Source organism: Streptomyces sp. NPDC037290 (assembly GCF_055603245.1).
The window spans coordinates 708,916-722,743 of sequence record NZ_JBVJVZ010000002.1; the positions used below are offsets into that span (position 1 = coordinate 708,916).

Below are 13,828 nucleotides of genomic sequence, written 5' to 3' on the forward strand. Positions count from 1 at the left end.
CTCCCCTTCTCACTTCCGCACGACAGCCATCGAAGGAGCCGCCGCATGGCCGCCGTCGACATCAGCCCCGCCGCGGCACTGCACCGCAGAGCCCAGTACCCCACCGCCTGCGCACTCGTCTACGAGGACCATGAGATCTCTGCCGCCCGACTCAGCCGCAGGACGGCCGAGTTGGCCACCGGGCTGGCCGAACGTGGACTGCGGCGCGGCGACCGGGTCGCCTACCTCGGCCTCAACAGCGTGACCTTCTTCGAGACGCTGCTGGCCGCGGCCCACCTCGGGGCGGTCTTCGTGCCGGTCAACTTCCGGCTCGCGGCCGAGGAGGTGCGCCACATCCTCAGCGACAGCGGTGCGCACAGCCTGGTCGTCGAGGAGGGCCATCGCGCACTCGTCGAGTCCGTGATGAGCGACATACCCGCCCGCTTCCACGTGCTGGTCGACACAGATCCGCGGTGCCCCGCGGCGACGGCGCCCGCCGCAGTCTGGACACCGCTCTCGGAGCTGCTCGGTCCCGACCGACGTGGCACGGAGCCGGTGGCGCTGTACGACGACGACCTGGCGGCGCTCATGTACACGTCCGGCACGACCGGCCGGCCCAAGGGTGTCATGCTCACCCACGGCAACCTCTGGTGGAACGCGGTCAACGTCGAAAGTGTCGTGGACACCCGCCCGGACGACGTGAACCTCGCCGTCGCCCCGCTCTTCCACATCGGCGGCCTCAACGCCCTCACCCTGCGCACCCTCGTGCGCGGCGGCACCGTCGTCGTGCGCCGCGGCTTCGACCCCGCCCAGTGCCTGGAGGACCTCGTCCAGCACCGCGTGACGACCCTGTTCGCGGTCCCCGCGATGTACAGCGCCCTGACCCGCGTGCCCGGCTTCGCCGCGGCCGACCTCTCCGCCCTGCGGTCCGCGATCGTCGCGGGCGCCCCCGTCCCGGCCCAGCTGATCAGAAACTACGAAGAACGTGGCATCCTGCTCCAGCAGGCGTGGGGGCTGACCGAGACCGCGCCCTTCGCCACCTACCTCCCGGCCGGGCTCACGGCGGAGAAGGCCGGATCGGCCGGCGCACCCATGCCGTACACGGAGATCCGCATCGTCGACCCGGTCACCGGGGCCGGCGTGCAGGACGCGGACACGCGCGGGGAGATCTGCGTGCGCGGCCCGAACGTCACGCCCGGCTACTGGAACAACCCCGAGGCCACCCGTGCCGCCTTCGATGACGCGGGCTGGTTCCACAGCGGTGACATCGCGCATCGGGACAAGGACGGCTTCTACTACATCGTCGACCGCCTCAAGGACATGATCATCAGCGGCGGGGAGAACGTGTACCCGGCCGAGGTCGAGCGCGTTCTCGCCGCGTACCCGGGTGTCCTGGAGGCGGCCGTCATCGGCGTCCCGCATCCGAAGTGGGGCGAGACCGTGCTCGCCGTGCTGACCTGCGAGCCCGGGACCACGCCCACACTGGAGGAGGTGCGCGCCTTCACCGGCCGGCACCTGGCCCGCTACAAGCTGCCCACCCAGGTGCTGATCGCCGAACAGCTGCCCCGCAACGCCAGCGGCAAGCTGGTCAAGTCCGAACTGCGGAGCTGGGTCGAGACCCAGCGCCCCGCCGAGACACCGTGAGCCGGCCATGAGCATCCACACCGCCGTCGTACCGGCACCGCCCGAACCCGTCCTGAGTACCGACTGGACGCTGCGCCCGGTCGACGAGCCCGCCACGGTAACCCCGCAGACGGCGCGCACGTATGCCGTCACCGAGGCCCAGGGCGGTCCGACGCTGCTCCTGCGCGTCCACCGCGTCGCGCACCACCCGCTGCACAGCTGCTATCCGTACGGCACCCACGACCTTGCCCTGGGCCTGGTCCTCCCCGACCACGGGCCGTCCGGCCCGGCGCTTGCCGCGAAACTGCTGTGCGCCCTCGTCCCCGCACTCTTCCTCGCCGACCCCCGCTGCCGCCGCATCGTCGCCGCACCGGACGAGAGCGACACCGTCACCCAGGCCGTCCTTGAGGCAGGCGGACTCCTCCGGGTCACCGAGGCCGACCTGCCCGACGCCAGCGTGGTCCTGTTCGCCGCCGAACCGCCGGACCTCGCCGACATGTCCACCGCCCTCGACGACATGCCCCACTGACCACCGCCTCACCGCGTGGAGAGGTGGCCAGGAGAGAGCTCGGCCCAGATGGTCTTGCCGGTGCGGGTGTAGCGCGTACCCCATCTGCGGGTGAGCTCGGCGACCATGAACAGGCCGCGGCCGCCCTCGTCGAACGCCCGGGCGCGGCGGAGGTGCGGACTGGTGCTGCTGCCGTCGGAGACTTCGCAGATCAGTGCCTCGTCCTTGATCAGCCTGAGGCGGATCGGGCCGTCGGCGTACCGGATGGCGTTCGTCACCAGCTCACTGATGACCAGCTCCGTGACGAACGCGGTTTCCTCCAGGCCCCATGCGACCAACCGGTCGCAGGCTCGGCGGCGGGTCTCGGCGACGACCGCGGGATCGACGGGAACATCCCAGGAGGCGACGCGGTCCTCGCCGAAGAGACGGGTGCGGACCAGGACCAGGGCGATGTCGTCGGTGCGCGCTTCGGGGCTCAGGGTGCCCAGGACGGTGTCGCACAGCTCTGCAAGCGAGGACGCGGGCCGGGCCAGAGTGTGGCGCAGGGCGTCGAGTTCCTCGTCGATGTCGCGATCGCCGGCCGAGAGGAGGCCGTCGGTGAACAGGGCGAGCAGACTTCCTTCGGGCATGGTGACCTCGGCCGCCTCGAAGGGCAGGCTGCCCAGCCCCAGAGGCGGGCCGGCGGGCAGGTCGATGACCGTGCTGGTGCCGTCCGGGTGTACCAGAATCGGCGGGGGATGGCTGGCCCGGGCAAGGGAGCAGATGCCGGAGAGGGGGTCGTAGACCGCGTACAGGCAACTGGCTCCGATGGCGCCGGGGATCTCACCGGTGGCGGCTGTGTCGTCCTCGGTGTGGGTGACGATGTCGTCGAGGTGGGTGAGGAGCTCATCGGGCGGGAGGTCGATGTCGGCGAGGGTGCGCACCGCCGTACGCAGGCGGCCCATGGTGGCTGAGGCGTTGATGCCGTGGCCGACGACATCGCCGACGACCAGGCCGACGCGGGCGCCGGGCAGCGGAATCACGTCGTACCAATCGCCGCCCGCCTGCGCGCCGCCGCCCGCAGGGAGATAACGGGAAGCAGTCTCCACGGCAGGATGCGTGGTCGGGCCGTGCGGCAGCAGGTTGCGTTGCAGCGCCAGCGAGATGCCGCGTTCGCGGGTGAACCGGCGGGCGTTGTCCAGGCAGACCGCGGCCCGCGCGACCAGGTCCTCGGTGACGGCCAGATCGTCAGGGCCGAATGGCTCGCGAGATGAGCATCTGACGAACATGACTGCTCCGAGGGTGGTGCCACGGGCGCGGATGGGTGCTGCGATCAGCGAATGCATCCCGCACGCGCGGGCCTGCGCCGCCTGGACAGGGTCGTCGGCGAACCAGCGGACGACCTGGGAGTCGTTGACGTGGTGCCGTTCCGCCCGGCCGCTGGCCACACACCGGGCGATCGGCGAAGAAGCAACATGGTTGCTGATCTCGTCCGGGGCCGGATGCTCTCCGGACGTCGCGGACGCCACCCCGTATGCCGCCCGGCGCAACGGGACGGGACCGGACAGGACAGGTGCGGGCACATCGCCCTGGAAGACGGGGTCGAGCAGGTCCACGCTGACGAGGTCGGCGAAGCGGGGTACGGCGACCTCGGTGAGCTCGCGTGCGGTGCCCACCACGTCCAGGCTGGCGCCGATGCGGGTCCGGGCCTCGCTCAGGAGGGCCAGCCGCTCCCGGGACTCGTACTGCTGGGAGTAGTCGTACGCCGACAGACCCGCCCCATGCACCTGGCCGGCTTCGTCCGTGAGCGGGAAAATGTCGAGAGCCCAGGCGTGCGCCTTCGGCTCGCCCGGAAGCCTCACGAAGGGCTCGGTGAATTCGGGCTTCCCGGTCTGAAGAACCCGGCGGATCCGTTGCTCGACTTCCTCGTATACGGGGCCCTGAAGGATCTCGGCCATGAACCGGCCGCGGACGTCGTGCTCGGAGAGGCCCGCCGCCTGCTCCATCACCTCGTTGCTGAACAGCATGCGTCCCTCGCGGTCATAGATCGAAAGGGCGAGGGGCTGCTCCTGGAACATCCATCGCTTGAGTGAGCACTCGTCCGGGGAGTCCGGCCTGGGTACGACAATCACCAGGCACCCGGTCGGCAGCTCGTCGGACGGCAGCGGATAGAGGCGCACCTGAGCATCCGACAGCCTGCCGTCCCGGTGCCGCAGCACTGCCCAGTCAGCGGTGAACAGATCGGCCAGAGGCTTGCCGATGACCTCCTCGGGGGCATAGCCCCACAGCGTCTGGGCGCCGCTGCTCCAATGGGTCACCCGGCCGTCCGGGTCCGTGACCGCGATGGCCGCAGCCGTGCCGAGGAAGGCCCCTGTCGACGCCGGAGGGAGTCGGCAGGGCGGCTCGTCGGACGTCATCGTCGTGTCCTTGGTGGCCTTGTTGTCGTGCCCTGAGTGGCCTTGTTGCCGGACTTGCTGACCATGTTCACGATCCCCCTGAGGGCGGCAGGTTTCAACAGGAGCCCGGACGTGTGCTGCACCGTGGCACACGGGCTAGGTCCTGCCTCCGGGTGCGGGTGACGGTGGCTGCGTGCTTGCAGCAACCGCCATCTCCCAGAGCGCCGCCGACCCGCTGTCCGGGCTGGTGCTGCGCGACGTACCGGTACCTCACCCGAAGCCCGGCTGGTCCCGGGTACGGGTCGTGGCCTCTTCCCTGAACATGCACGACCTGTGGACGCTGCGTGGCGTGGGCCATCCCCCGGAGCGCCTTCCCATCGTGCTCGGCTGCGACGCGGCCGGATACGACGAGGACGGCAACGAGGTCATCGTGCATCCGGTGATCGGCGACCCGGACGCGGGCCGGGGCGACGAGACGCTCGACCCGAACCGTGCGCTGCTGTCCGAACAGCACGACGGGGCCTTCGCCGAGTACCTGACCGTGCCCACCCGCAACCTGGTGCCGAAGCCCGCGTGGCTGTCCTTCGACGAGGCGGCCTGCCTGCCGGTCGCCTGGGGCACCGCCTACCGCATGCTCTTCACCCAGGCCCGGATCACCGCTGGCGACCGGGTACTCGTACAGGGCGCGGGCGGCGGGGTCGCCTCCGCCGCCATCCGGCTTGCGGTGGCCGCCGGGGCCGACGTCTACGCCACCAGCCGCAGCGAGGCCAAGCGTGCCGAGGCCCTCACCTGGGGGGTGCGCGCCGCGCTGGCCCCCGGTGAGCGGCTGCCCGAGCGGGTGGACGTCGTGATCGAGACGGTCGGCGAGGCGACCTGGTCCCATTCGCTGAAGTCGCTGCGGCGCGGCGGCACGGTCGTGATCGCGGGAGCGACGAGCGGCGCCAACCCGCCCGCGGACCTGGCCCGCATCTTCTACCTCCAGGGACGTGTCCTTGGCTCCACCGGCTGCACCCGTGGCGAGCTCGTCGCGCTGCTCCGGCTGATGGAGGCCACCGGAGTCCGCCCTGTGATCGACCGCACCCTGCCCCTCACGGACATCCACAAGGGCTTCCAGCTCATGATCGACGGCGGTCTGACCGGGAAGCTCGTCATCCACCCGTCGGCCCCCCAGAGTTAAGGACCCTCTCCCATGACCGCAGCTGTCGTCGGGCTCTCGCACTCGCCCCTGATCGGCAGGAACGACCCCGAGCCAGAGGTTCTGGCCCGTGTCGACAAGGCTGTCGAGAGTGCCAGGGCCTTCGTCCGCCGCTTCGACCCGGAGCTCGTCGTCCTCTACGCGCCCGACCACTACAACGGCTTCTTCTACAAGGAGATGCCCCCGTTCTGCCTGGCCACCGAGGCCCACGCGGTGGGCGACTTCGGTTCCCAGGGCGGGCCGCTGTCGGTCGACACCGACGCTGCCAAGGCTCTGGCCAAGGGGGTGCTCGACCGCGGCATCGATCTCACCGTCTCGGCCCGGATGACCGTGGACCACGGCTTCGCGCAGCCCCTGGGGGTGCTCTTCGGCGGTATCGACCGCGTGCCGGTGGTGCCCGTCTTCGTCAACGGTGTGGCGACCCCGCTCGGCCCGGTCAGCCGTATCCGCGCTCTCGGCACCACGGTCGGTCAGGCCGCGGCCGACCTGGACAAGCGGGTGCTGTTCGTCGCCTCCGGTGGTCTGTCCCACGACCCGCCGGTGCCGGTGCTCGAGGGCGCACCGCCCCGGGTCGCCGACGCGCTCATCGAGGGAAACCCGCCCACCCCGGAGCAGCGGGCGAAGGGCGAGGAGCGGGTCGTCCAGGCCGGCCGCGACTATGCCGCCGGGTCGACGAGGATGATCCCGATCAACCCCGCCTGGGACAACCTCCTGCTCGACCACCTGGAGCGCGGCGACCTCGCGGAGTTCGACTCCTGGACCGTCGATGACATGGCCGCACAGGGCGGCGGCTCCGCCCACGAGGTCCGCACCTGGATCGCGGCGTACGCCTCTCTCGCGGCCACCGGCAAGTACGAGATGACGTCCCGCTTCTACGAGGCCATCCCCGCCTGGATCGCCGGATTCGCGGTGACTACGGCGGAAGAGCGGTGACCGGCATGGCAGTCACACCCGTCGAGCTGGCGGCCGCCCGGCTCGCCGCCGCCTTCGCCGAGGGACGGCCCGTGGCCCCGGTACGTGATCTGCTCGGTACCCAGGACATCGACGCCGCGTACGCCGTACAGCAGGAACTCACCCGCAGCAGAGTGGACAGCGGTGCGGTCGTCGTCGGCCGCAAGATCGGCCTGACCTCCCCGGCCGTCCAGCGCCAACTCGGCGTCGACCAGCCTGACTTCGGCGTGCTCTTCGCCGACATGGACGTCTCCGCCGAGGCCGAGGTCCCCTCCGGCAGGCTGCTGCAGCCCAAGGCCGAGGCGGAGATCGCCTTCGTCCTCAAGGAGGACCTGGCCGACGGCGACCTGGACCCGGAGCAGGTGCACGCTGCGGTCGACTACGCCGTCGCCGCGCTGGAGATCGTCGACAGCCGTATCGCCGACTGGGACATCTCCCTCACCGACACGGTCGCCGACAACGCCTCCAGCGGACTGTTCGTGCTGGCGGAACGCGGCCTCACGCTGGACGAGTTCGAGCCCCGCGAGACCGTGATGCGGCTGTACGCCGACGACGTCCTCGTCTCCGAGGGCAACGGCGCCGCCTGCCTCGGCGACCCCCTGAACGCGCTGGCCTGGCTCGCCCGGACGGCCCGTGACCTGGGTGACCCGTTGCGGGCCGGACAGGTCGTCCTCTCCGGCGCCCTGGGCCCGATGGTCCCGGCCCCGCCCGGCACCCGGATCCGCGCCGAGATCAGCTCGCTCGGCGAGGTCACCGCCGCATTCTCCGAGAAGAGGGACGCATGACTTCCCCCAAGACGTCAAAGACCAAGGTCGCCATCATCGGGTCGGGCAACATCGGCACCGACCTGATGATCAAGATCCTCCGCCTGTCGGACACCCTCGAAGTGGCCGCCATGGTGGGCATCGACCCGGAGTCCGACGGCCTCGCCCGCGCCGCCCGGCTGAAGGTCCCGACGACCCACGAGGGCGTCGAGGGCCTGATCGCCATGGAGCACTTCGACGACATCGAGATCGTCTTCGACGCGACCTCGGCCAAGGCCCACCTGGCCAACGCCCACCGGCTCGCGCCCCTCGGAAAGCGGCTCATCGACCTCACCCCCGCCGCCATCGGCCCGTTCGTCGTCCCGCCCGTCAACCTCGACGAGCACCTGGCGGCCGGCGCGGACAACCTCAACATGGTCACCTGCGGCGGACAGGCCACCATCCCCATGGTCGCGGCCATCTCCGCGGTGACCGACGTCCACTATGCGGAGATCGTCGCCTCCATCGCCTCCAGGTCGGCGGGGCCGGGCACGCGCGCCAACATTGACGAGTTCACCGAGACCACCTCCCACGCCGTCGAGAGCGTCGGCGGAGCGGCCCGCGGCAAGGCGGTCATCATCCTCAACCCTGCCGAACCCCCGCTGATCATGCGAGACACCGTCTTCTGCCTCATCGGGGACGCGGACCACGACGCCATCCGAGCCTCCGTCAAGGAGATGGCCGAGCGGGTCGCCCAGTACGTGCCGGGCTACCGCCTCAAGCAGGAGGTGCAGTTCACCCCGATCGCGGAAGGCGAGCCCGTGCACACCCTGCTCCCCGAGGGCGCCGGCCCGGTGACCACCCGTGTCTCGGTGTTCCTCGAAGTCGAGGGCGCCGCCCACTACCTGCCCGCCTACGCCGGAAACCTCGACATCATGACCTCGGCCGCCCTGCGCACCGCCGAGTCGATCGCCCGGCACAGCACCACCGTCACCGCGGAGGCCAGCCGATGACTCACCAGCTCTACATACAGGACGTGACCCTGCGGGACGGCATGCACGCCATCCGGCACCGCATCGACCCCGCCGACGTGGGCCGCATCGCGGCCGCCCTCGACGCAGCTGGCGTCGACGCCATCGAGGTCGCCCACGGCGACGGCCTGGCAGGCGGCTCCCTCAACTACGGCCCCGGCAGCCACACCGACTGGGAATGGATCGAGGCAGCGGCGGACGCGATCGACAACGCCGTCCTCACCACCCTCCTCCTGCCCGGCATCGGCACCATCGCCGAACTGGAGCGCGCCCACGCCCTCGGCGTCCGCTCGGTGCGCATCGCCACCCACTGCACCGAGGCCGACATCTCGGCCCAGCACATCGCCAAGGCGCGCGAGCTGGGCATGGACGTCTCGGGCTTCCTGATGATGAGCCACATGGCCGAGGCGCCCCGACTCGCCGCGCAGGCAAAGCTCATGGAGTCCTACGGCGCCCACTGCGTCTACGTCACCGACTCCGGCGGCCGCCTCACCCTGGACGGCGTACGCGAACGGGTCCGCGCCTATCGCGACGTACTCGACGAGAGCACTCAGATCGGCATCCACGCGCACGAGAACCTCTCCCTGTCGGTCGCCAACAGTGTCGTCGCCGTCGAGGAGGGCGTCACCCGCGTCGACGCCTCCCTGGCCGGACAGGGAGCGGGTGCCGGAAACTGCCCCATCGAGGCGTTCATCGCCGTGGCGAACATCCAGGGCTGGAAGCACGGCTGCGACCTGTTCGACCTCCAGGACGCCGCCGACGACCTGGTCCGCCCCCTGCGCGACCGTCCCGTGCAGGTCGACCGCGAGACGCTCACCCTCGGCTACGGCGGCGTCTACTCCTCCTTCCTGCGCCACGCGGAGATCGCCGCCGAGCGCTACGGCGTCGACGCCCGCACCCTCCTGCTGGAAGTCGGCCGGCGCGGCCTGGTCGGAGGCCAGGAGGACATGATCGTGGACATCGCGCTCGACTTGATGTCCAACCCGGCTACCAGGCCCGTGAACTGACACAGTAAGGAGAGAGAGCCCATGGGCGAACGTCTGCCCATACGCATCCCGATCGACGGAGACGAACTGGACGCCTGGTGGTACGCCCCCGAAGGCGTCGACGGACCCGCCCCCTGCGTCGTCCTGGCGGCCGGTTTCGGCGGCATCAAGGAGATGCGGCTCGCAGCCTACGCCGAGCGGTTCGCCGCCGAGGGGCTCGGCGCCCTGGTCTTCGACTACCGGTCCTTCGGCGCATCCAGCGGGCGGCCGCGCAACCTGCTCGAGATCAAGCGGCTGGTCGCCGACTATCACGCCGCCGTCTCCGCGGCGAGGTCCCGTCCTGAGGTCGACTCCGAGCGTGTCGCCGTGTGGGGCAGCTCCATGTCGGGCGGCACCGTGGTGCTGGTCGCCGCGGAGGACCCGAGCATCGCCGCAGTGGTGGCGCAGGCGCCCCTCGCCGACGGCCGGGCCGCGCTGGTGCGCATGGTGAAGAGGTCGGCGACCCATGTGCTGGGCCTGGGCGTGGCGGGCGTCCGGGACGCCCTCGGGGCTCGCCTCGGCCGTGAGCCGTACACCGTGAAGGCCGTGGGCCGCCGCGGTGAGCGGGGCGCCGTGCTGGCCACTGCGGACGCCTACGAGGGAATGCTGCGCCTGCTGCCTGCGGAAGTGCCCTACGACAACGAGGTCAGCGCGCGCGTGATCCTGTCGCTGCCCTTCTTCCGCGCCGTCGAGACCGCCCCCCGGCTCACCTGCCCCCTGTTGGTCCAGGTGATGGACCACGACGACCTCACACCGCCGGGCCCCGGTGCCGCTCTCGCGGCCGCGGCTCGTCACGGCGAGCTGCTCGCCTACCGCGGCGGCCATTGGGACCCCTACGTCGGGGAGGGCTTCGACCAGGTGGTTCCCGACCAGATCGCCTTCCTCAAGCGGACGCTCGGGGCGCCGACCGCTCGGTGACGGTGCACCGCCGGCGGGGCCACTCCCTCGTCGGCGCAGGTGCCGCACGCACCCACGCAGGGCGCTGCCCTCGGCCGTGCGCTCGAAACCGGCACCACAAAGCCAATAGACAATGACGACTGTTGCGACGGAGAACATTCCATGGAGCTCATGCGAGCCGCTCGCTTGCACTTCCCCACCCACACGCTGACCGTCGAGGACGTTCCCAAGCCTGTCCCGGGCCCGGGTCAGGTGCTGATCAAGGTAGCCGCGGCCGGGGTGTGCATGTCCGACGTGCACCTCATTGACGGCACCCTCGGCCTCCCGCCGCACCTCAAGGGTGACACCGTCACCCTCGGGCACGAGGTCTCCGGCACCATAGTCGAGCTGGGCCCCGAGGTGACCGCCTGGCAGGTCGGTCAGCGGGTGGTCCTGCAGGGCGGGGAGATCAAGGACGGCCAGATGCACACGCGCGGGGTCGACTTCGACGGTGGGTGGGCCGAGTACGCCCTGGTGAACGCGGGGGGCGTCGTCCCCCTGCCCGACTCGATCCCGTTCGAGCAGGCGGCGATCATCCCCGATGCCGTGTCGACTCCTTGGGACGCCATCGTCCGCACCGCGGACATCCGGCCGGGCGAGGAGCGGGTGTGTGGGGGTCGGAGGTCTGGGCATCCACGCGGTGCAGCTGCTGCGGGCTGTCGGCGCCTTCCCGATCGTGGCGGCCGACCTGGCCCCGGCGGCGCGTGAGCGCGCCCGGCGGATGGGGGCAGACCTCGTTGTCGACTCCGCCGACCCCACCTTCCGGGAGCAGGTGCTCGACATCACCCAAGGGCAGCGGACTGAACGCAGCCTTCGACTTCGCCGGTGTCTCGGCGGTGCACGAGCAGGCGCTGACCGTTCTGGGGCCGGGGGGCCGCCTCGTTCTGGTCGGGCTGTCCGGGCGGCCCCTCACCTTCAGCGACAGCACCACCTTCAGTTACCTGAAGCACCAGGTCAGGGGGCGCTTCGGCACAGAACTGGACTCGGTGCCGCGGCTCGTGGACCTGGTGGCAGGCGGGCGCCTCGACTTCTCCGCTTCCGTCACGGAGGTGCTGCCCCTGGAGCAGGCGAACGTGGCCGTGCAGCGCTTGCACACCAAGGAAGGCAACCCGATCAGGCTGGTCCTTCAGCCCTGACCTGCATATGACGGTCGGCCCCGCTCAGAAACGAGAGGACGAGCTTGTTGAAGGTCGCCGACTGTTCCCACTGGGGCCAGTGCCCGGCGTCATGGATGACCTCGAAGCGGGCGTCGTGGATCTTCTCGGCCATCTCCAGCCCCTGCGGCGGCGGGTCCGGAAGGGTCGTCGCTGGTCCACACGACCAGGGTGGGGTGATGGCGGCGAGTTCCTGGTCGGTGATGAGGTTGCGCCGGCGGACCTCGGCGTCCTGCAGACACAGGATGTGCCGTGCGGAGTCGGCGAACCCGGGTCGGGCGTAGACGGTGCGGCGGATGTCGACGAGTTCCTCGGTGACGGTGGCGGGGTCGGCCATCAGCCATTCGAGGCGGGCGCGGATGCGCTCGGGGCTCGGGTCGTCCGCGGCGGCCTGGCTCAGCTGCCGGATGCGCTCCATCACCTCGGGACGTGACATCGTGCCGCCGGGTGTGTTCAGCACCAGTCTCCCGGCCCGCTCGGGGTGCTGCGCGGCGAACTTGACGGCCACCCAGCCGCCGAGGGACTCGCCGTTCAGATGGGCCCGGTCGATGCCGAGGGCATCGAGGAGTTCCGCCAAGTGGTCCACATAGTGGGGGAGTTCGAGGTCTGCGGCGGCGTGGGTGGTGTAACCGTGGCCGGGGAAGTCGTAGGCGATGACGTGATAGCGCTCAGCGAGGGCAGCGATCGTGTGCGCGTACGCCTCCAGATGGCCGCAGGTGCCGTGCATGAGTACCAGCGGCTCGCCCTCGCCCGCCTGTAGCACCCGGGTGTGCCACTTCCCCGCCTGGATCCGCTGCAGAGAGAACGGCACCGGCTTCAGGGCGTTCCACACCGTCGGTTTCACCGTCATGCGTGGGCCTCCTGCGGCTTGTTCGCGAACGCGGTGATGATCGTGTCCGTCGTGACGGCCTCGCCCAGGAGCCCGAAGGTGTCCAGGGTGGCCCGGTGCGCCTCGTCGGTCGCGGCCGAGCAGGCGTCGGTGACGAGGAGAGTGCGGTAACCGTGGTTCACGGCTTCGCGGGCGGTGCCCTCCACGGACAGGTTCGTGGCCACACCGGTGAACAGGACGGTGTCGATTCCCCTGCCGCGCAGGAGCACGTCGAGGTCCGTGCCGTGGAAGCCGGTGAGGCGGGGATGTGTGACCACCAGGTCGTCCGGTTCGGGGGTCAGGTCGTCGATGATGCGGGCGCCCTGGGTGCCGTCTTGAAGGCCGTCATCGCCGAGGTGAGTCACCGAATGTGGGACCTGAGCGACTTCCTGATCAACACGTCAGGAGTCGAGTTCCCCCTGCACGCGGCGCTCGAGGACCGGTACCACGACCACGAGGCGATCCGCCGCGCCTTGTGGGAACGGGACGCCGCCACGGCCCGGGCCGAGATGGAGCGGCACATCCTCGACACACTGGAGATCATGCACCTGTCCGCCTCGTGACCGTCCGCGCAGCCGAAGGTGCGGGCCCTTGCGACCGATTACAGCGCTCCTACGCCGACTTGCCGCGCCCCTGGCCTGACCGACCGTCCGTGTGATGTGCGAGGAAGGCATCCGTGTGCCGCCGGCTCTTGGGGATCCGCCGGCGCGATTGCCGATTCCCGGACGGAGGCGCTCATGGCCGCTTCCTCATGTCACGGGTCGGGCCGTGAGTGTGCTGGGGCCGAATGCGGGTGCCCGCTTGGTGTAGGAGCCGGTAGCGTGCAGCTTGGAGAATCCGGCGGGCTTGTAGTGCAGGCAGCCGGCCCTGCTGGCTCCAGCGGACGAAGTCCTGCAGGCTCTGCAGCTGTACGACGTCGGGGACGAGGGTGTGGGTGGCGAACTGGTTGTCGATGCGGACGTCGTGGTACTTGCTGTAGTCGACGACCAGCGTTAGGTCGATGTCGGGGAAGCCGGCCTTGAAGGCTGCCTTGGTGCCGTCCTGCTGGTCGGGGTGTCGCCGACGGCGTAGACGACGAGCTGCCCGCCCTCCTTCAGAGCGGCCTGCTAGAGCTCGTCGAGGGTGCCGGTCTCCTCTGAGGTGCCGACCGGTTGCGAGGATGCCGCGGAGGCGGTGGAGGTGGTCGCGCCGGTGATGCCGAGACCGAGGGCGGCGCCCGCCCCGGTGGTCAGGACACGTCGTCTGCTGAGGAAGCTGGACACGCTGAGGAGACCTCTCTGTTGGGGGGTGATGAACGGGCCTGGGCGCTATGGGCGTTCGCCAGTCTGGTCCGGGGGAGTGGGGCCCCGCGTCGTCCGTCACCTACGGATCGTCGGGCCGACGTCCTGCCGCAATCAGGCGAAGATGATGAGGAAGCCGAGGGCTACGGCCGCCGCCGCG

General features: G+C 70.5%; 12 protein-coding genes and 2 pseudogenes. 10 read left to right on the plus strand and 4 right to left on the minus strand.

From position 1 onward, the window contains the following. Positions 1-45 precede the first annotated feature (45 nt). Together ACZ7HQ_RS08895 and ACZ7HQ_RS08900 are read left to right on the plus strand one after the other, a co-directional pair. Positions 46-1,623 (plus strand): acyl-CoA synthetase, encoded by a 1,578-nt coding sequence (locus ACZ7HQ_RS08895; protein ID WP_470986583.1) that lies wholly within the window; start codon positions 46-48, stop codon positions 1,621-1,623. Between the two features lie 7 nt (positions 1,624-1,630). Beyond that, positions 1,631-2,131 (plus strand): GNAT family N-acetyltransferase, encoded by a 501-nt coding sequence (locus tag ACZ7HQ_RS08900; RefSeq protein WP_470986585.1) that lies wholly within the window; start codon positions 1,631-1,633, stop codon positions 2,129-2,131. 8 nt (positions 2,132-2,139) lie between these two features. Here ACZ7HQ_RS08900 and ACZ7HQ_RS08905 read toward each other — a convergent pair whose 3' ends face one another. Continuing rightward, positions 2,140-4,506 (minus strand): SpoIIE family protein phosphatase, encoded by a 2,367-nt coding sequence (locus ACZ7HQ_RS08905; protein ID WP_470986586.1) that lies wholly within the window; start codon positions 4,504-4,506, stop codon positions 2,140-2,142. A 172-nt stretch (positions 4,507-4,678) separates the two neighbouring features. Between ACZ7HQ_RS08905 and ACZ7HQ_RS08910 the strand changes: the two genes are divergently transcribed. From ACZ7HQ_RS08910 to ACZ7HQ_RS08940, 7 genes and pseudogenes are all read left to right on the plus strand, one after another. Continuing rightward, a complete protein-coding gene (locus ACZ7HQ_RS08910) occupies positions 4,679-5,662 on the plus strand; it encodes a zinc-binding dehydrogenase (RefSeq protein WP_470986587.1) in 984 nt (327 codons plus the stop codon). A 12-nt stretch (positions 5,663-5,674) separates the two neighbouring features. Next, positions 5,675-6,613, plus strand: a complete 939-nt coding sequence (locus ACZ7HQ_RS08915) for a 3-carboxyethylcatechol 2,3-dioxygenase (RefSeq protein ID WP_470986589.1) — start codon at positions 5,675-5,677, stop codon at positions 6,611-6,613. 5 nt (positions 6,614-6,618) lie between these two features. Beyond that, positions 6,619-7,416: a 2-keto-4-pentenoate hydratase gene (locus ACZ7HQ_RS08920; protein WP_470986590.1), complete on the plus strand. Its 798-nt coding sequence runs from the start codon at positions 6,619-6,621 to the stop codon at positions 7,414-7,416. Further along, entirely contained in the window at positions 7,413-8,387 is a 975-nt protein-coding gene (locus ACZ7HQ_RS08925) for an acetaldehyde dehydrogenase (acetylating) (RefSeq protein WP_470986592.1), read from the plus strand. The genes ACZ7HQ_RS08920 and ACZ7HQ_RS08925 overlap by 4 nt, the downstream gene beginning before the upstream one ends. Continuing rightward, positions 8,384-9,412, plus strand: a complete 1,029-nt coding sequence (dmpG, locus tag ACZ7HQ_RS08930) for a 4-hydroxy-2-oxovalerate aldolase (protein WP_470986593.1) — start codon at positions 8,384-8,386, stop codon at positions 9,410-9,412. Before ACZ7HQ_RS08925 ends, dmpG begins: the two co-directional genes overlap by 4 nt. Positions 9,413-9,433: 21 nt before the next feature. Continuing rightward, on the plus strand, positions 9,434-10,348 hold the full coding sequence (locus tag ACZ7HQ_RS08935) for an alpha/beta hydrolase (protein ID WP_470986595.1): 915 nt from the start codon (positions 9,434-9,436) through the stop codon (positions 10,346-10,348). Positions 10,349-10,489: 141 nt separating this feature from the next. Further along, positions 10,490-11,502 (plus strand): annotated as a pseudogene (locus ACZ7HQ_RS08940) (zinc-binding dehydrogenase). Here the strand turns inward: ACZ7HQ_RS08940 and ACZ7HQ_RS08945 are convergent. Together ACZ7HQ_RS08945 and ACZ7HQ_RS08950 are read right to left on the minus strand one after the other, a co-directional pair. Continuing rightward, on the minus strand, positions 11,480-12,370 hold the full coding sequence (locus tag ACZ7HQ_RS08945) for an alpha/beta fold hydrolase (protein WP_470986597.1): 891 nt from the start codon (positions 12,368-12,370) through the stop codon (positions 11,480-11,482). The pseudogene ACZ7HQ_RS08940 and the gene ACZ7HQ_RS08945 sit on opposite strands and share 23 nt — an antisense overlap. Next, on the minus strand, positions 12,367-12,753 hold the full coding sequence (locus ACZ7HQ_RS08950) for a cysteine hydrolase family protein (RefSeq protein WP_470986599.1): 387 nt from the start codon (positions 12,751-12,753) through the stop codon (positions 12,367-12,369). Before ACZ7HQ_RS08950 ends, ACZ7HQ_RS08945 begins: the two co-directional genes overlap by 4 nt. Positions 12,754-12,756: 3 nt before the next feature. Here ACZ7HQ_RS08950 and ACZ7HQ_RS08955 point away from each other — a divergent pair, with 3 nt between their 5' ends. Next, positions 12,757-12,951 carry a hypothetical protein gene (locus ACZ7HQ_RS08955; RefSeq protein WP_470986600.1) on the plus strand — a complete coding sequence of 65 codons (195 nt, stop codon included), beginning with the start codon at positions 12,757-12,759 and terminating at the stop codon, positions 12,949-12,951. Between the two features lie 258 nt (positions 12,952-13,209). On the opposite strand, the pseudogene ACZ7HQ_RS08960 reads toward ACZ7HQ_RS08955, so the two are convergent. Then, a pseudogene (locus tag ACZ7HQ_RS08960) lies at positions 13,210-13,650 on the minus strand (ABC transporter substrate-binding protein); the annotation flags it as partial. Positions 13,651-13,828 lie beyond the last annotated feature (178 nt).

Excerpts from the sequence above, each read along its gene's own strand:
- ACZ7HQ_RS08945 (WP_470986597.1), bottom strand. The coding sequence starts at position 12,370 with ATGACGGTGAAACCGACGGTGTGGAACGCCCTGAAGCCGGTGCCGTTC.
- dmpG (WP_470986593.1), top strand. The coding sequence starts at position 8,384 with ATGACTCACCAGCTCTACATACAGGACGTGACCCTGCGGGACGGCATG.
- ACZ7HQ_RS08925 (WP_470986592.1), top strand. The coding sequence starts at position 7,413 with ATGACTTCCCCCAAGACGTCAAAGACCAAGGTCGCCATCATCGGGTCG.
- ACZ7HQ_RS08905 (WP_470986586.1), bottom strand. The coding sequence starts at position 4,506 with ATGACGTCCGACGAGCCGCCCTGCCGACTCCCTCCGGCGTCGACAGGG.
- ACZ7HQ_RS08920 (WP_470986590.1), top strand. The coding sequence starts at position 6,619 with ATGGCAGTCACACCCGTCGAGCTGGCGGCCGCCCGGCTCGCCGCCGCC.
- ACZ7HQ_RS08895 (WP_470986583.1), top strand. The coding sequence starts at position 46 with ATGGCCGCCGTCGACATCAGCCCCGCCGCGGCACTGCACCGCAGAGCC.
- ACZ7HQ_RS08900 (WP_470986585.1), top strand. The coding sequence starts at position 1,631 with ATGAGCATCCACACCGCCGTCGTACCGGCACCGCCCGAACCCGTCCTG.
- ACZ7HQ_RS08915 (WP_470986589.1), top strand. The coding sequence starts at position 5,675 with ATGACCGCAGCTGTCGTCGGGCTCTCGCACTCGCCCCTGATCGGCAGG.
- ACZ7HQ_RS08935 (WP_470986595.1), top strand. The coding sequence starts at position 9,434 with ATGGGCGAACGTCTGCCCATACGCATCCCGATCGACGGAGACGAACTG.
- ACZ7HQ_RS08955 (WP_470986600.1), top strand. The coding sequence starts at position 12,757 with ATGTGGGACCTGAGCGACTTCCTGATCAACACGTCAGGAGTCGAGTTC.